1 protein-coding gene and 2 pseudogenes are annotated in these 2,990 nt (G+C 40.7%); all 3 read left to right on the top strand.

Going from position 1 to position 2,990, the window contains the following annotated elements; genetic code table 11:
• The first annotated feature begins 113 nt into the window (after positions 1 to 113).
• Positions 114 to 515 (top strand): hypothetical protein, encoded by a 402-nt coding sequence (locus QUB12_RS36940; RefSeq protein WP_333301294.1) that lies wholly within the window; start codon positions 114 to 116, stop codon positions 513 to 515.
• A 639-nt stretch (positions 516 to 1,154) separates the two neighbouring features.
• Positions 1,155 to 2,226: pseudogene (locus QUB12_RS36935) on the top strand (IS630 family transposase).
• Positions 2,227 to 2,295: 69 nt separating this feature from the next.
• A pseudogene (locus QUB12_RS36930) lies at positions 2,296 to 2,990 on the top strand (transposase); the annotation flags it as partial.

Here is a 2,990-nt window from a genome sequence, read left to right as displayed (position 1 = left end):
GCACTGATTCGTTCTGAGCCTTCGAGTTGTTGAATATGTCTGCTTTTTCTCTATCCTTTACTAAATAGGACTACCAGATATTGTATGACCAGAGGTATATTCAGGCTGCTTGGATGTTGCCGATCCTAGCTCTTGGCATTTGGCCTCGCGTACTCTGCAATACAGGAATTGAGTCAGCTCTGTTGGCCATCGGGAAAGTTCAATATCCAGCTTTCCGCCAATTCTTGCGGTTTCTTTGGACTAGCATTGGATTATGGGTGGGATTTTCTACCGCAGGATTGCTAGGAGCGATCGTCGCAGTTGCCCTGAATGACCTTGGCTTCTATGCTGCAATTAGCTACGGTCTTTGGGGTGAAAAAGTGAATTGTCTGGTGCAAGATATTCAAGCTACACTTCTGCTTTTAGGATTGCTTGCAGCCGTGGTGGCAGCTCGCTACTTTTTTGGGGTTTGGTCTTCCTATAGATTTACTACTTCAGAAATACTCCTAAGATTGAGCGCTCCTCCCACTTCCTGAATGACAAAGATTAAGGGGATATCAGCCCAGTCCTTCTAGGACTGTTTTTTCTTGAGTCTCAGGTTCCTAATTAACTCTCTAAGTAGGGGTTACTGAATAAGTGCAAAAAGGTTACACCCCATATCTTGGACAATTGCTCGATCGAAAGTCAAAGGCAAGGAAAACAGATCAAATAGGGCACAACCCTTGCATCACCGCTAGCGATCGTGTACCGAAAAGCTGAGCGAGCCCCCACCTCGCCAGAAAACTGTGAATTCCTCTAGGTCGGAAATTTAGCCTCGCTCGCGTGATGGCAAAACTGGCTAATACTTCTGGAACAGAAGATTGCTGTTACTTTTTTAGTCATGAATCTTTCTACCTGGTTGCTCCGGGTTTTTTGTTTTTTTGTTGACCCATATTTTTGAGGGTTTCACCTTGAAATATAGCGCCACTATAAGCTAGGGTAATCAGGAGAATCAAACTTGTTAAACGCTGCGAGAATTTGGGAAAAATTAGGTAATTAATTTTGTCTACTTACTTAGGGCTTGCTGAATCAGTGAGAAAAGTAAACAGTGTATGGGTTTTCCGACCAAAAAAGTAGTAATACCATTTTTTTAAAGATGTGATAGACTTGTGTAAAAAGTCAAGGAGAGCATTACAATGTCGGGTCGTCCTCATATAAAAATTACAGAATCTGTAGAAGGTTTGCGAGAAATCCTCAAGCAACAAAAAAAAATACTAGCTTATAATAAAGTTCAAATGCTTTATTTATTTCAGTCAAAACAAGTAGAAACTGTTCGGGAAGTATCCACAGTTTTAGGTAAAAGTGAGGCAACGATTCATCGCTGGCTCTCCCAATATAGAAAGGGCGGTCTGGAAAATTTGTTAAAAAATAGGCAGGTTTTCGGTAGCCCAAAAAAGTTCTCAGTTGAAATAGCAGCGACCTTGCAACAAGAGTTGAGAGACCCAGAAGGATTTAAGAGTTATAAAAAAGTTCATCTTTGGCTCTGGTTGATTAAAGGAATAGCCAGTAGTTACTCGGCTGTCTATTCTTTAGTAAGATGGGAATTAAAAAGTAAATTAAAAATTCCCAGACCTCGCAGTATTTCTCAGAAATCTACGGCAATTACTGAATTTAAAAATAACTTCCATCAACAGATAAAACCTTTACTAGACAAAGCTTTACCTCAAGTAAACAAATATAAAAAAGTCACTTATTGGTGTAGTGATGAAACGCGGATAGGGCTGCATACAATAAAGTCGGCGTAAGCTGACGCTTTCCGGCGTAAAGCCACGAGGAAAGCATCAATGGAAATAAGAGTGTTTTTGGCTGTATGGCGCAGTATCGATCCCTACGGGAAAAAGTTTTTTTGGGGAGTTTTCGCATTTAGACAAAGTTTGTTTTGAAGCATATTTACAACTTTTGTCAATACAATATCCTCATGAATTACACATCATTCAAGTAGATAACGCACCCGCTCATAATTTAAGCTCATCTGAATTACCAGACAATATCATTTTACTATTTCAGCCTCCGGCAAGTCCAGAAGTAAATCCCACAGAAAGAGTGTGGGAATATCTCAAAGATTTTTTAGCTTGGTCGGTGTTTAGTAATCTTGACGAACTCCGCACAAAAATCCAGGAAATTTTGGCATCTTTCACCGATCGCGTCATTGGTTTTCTCACCGGATGGTCTTGGATTTTACATTCTTTATCTCTATCACATCTTTAAAAAAATGGTATAAGGGTGCAAGAAAAACAGGTATAATGGCTCAAAACCCGTGCATCACCATTTGTGATCGTGTACAGAAAAGTTGAGCTTGCCCCAAGCCCCCCATCCGACTTTGAACTTCCCTTTGGAGGAAGGTTGTCTGCTGACAACCGTTGGGTAAAAATGACCCAACTAATTCCTTGGTCGGAATTTGAATCAGATTATGCGGAAAATTTCCCGACCGAAATGGGCGCACCCGCCAAATCCTTTAGGATGGCATTAGGAGCATTAATTATTAAAGAAAAGCTGGGAATCAGCGACATAGAAACAGTAGAACAGATCCGAGAAAACCCATACCTGCAATACTTTATCGGTCAATCAACTTACAGTAATGAACCCCCATTTGACCCATCACCCCGCCATCCACTTTCGGCAGCGAATCAGTGCGAATTTAATCAAGAAAGTGAACGAACGAATGGTGGAAAAAATGCGCGAAACCACCCCAAAACCGCCAGAAAAAAAAAAGGATTCGGACGAAAAAAATGAATCAACCAATCAAGGAAAATTAATCATAGACGCGACCTGTGCCCCAGCAGACATTAGCTATCCGACGGACTTAGGACTATTAAACAAGGCTAGAGTTCATACCGAAAAAATTATCGACATCCTCTATAAATCCCTCAAAGAAAAAATCACAAAAAAAACCAGAACCTACCGAAAAATAGCCAGGAAAGACTACTTAGCAGTAGCCAAACAACGACGACCTAAACGAAACAAAAAAATCC

The sequence above is a fragment of the Microcoleus sp. B7-D4 genome (assembly GCF_036705125.1).
In the GTDB taxonomy this organism is placed as follows: Bacteria; Cyanobacteriota; Cyanobacteriia; order Cyanobacteriales; family Microcoleaceae; genus Microcoleus.
The sequence above is the reverse complement of the archived record's forward strand: the minus strand, read 5'-3'. Positions and strand labels throughout refer to the sequence as shown.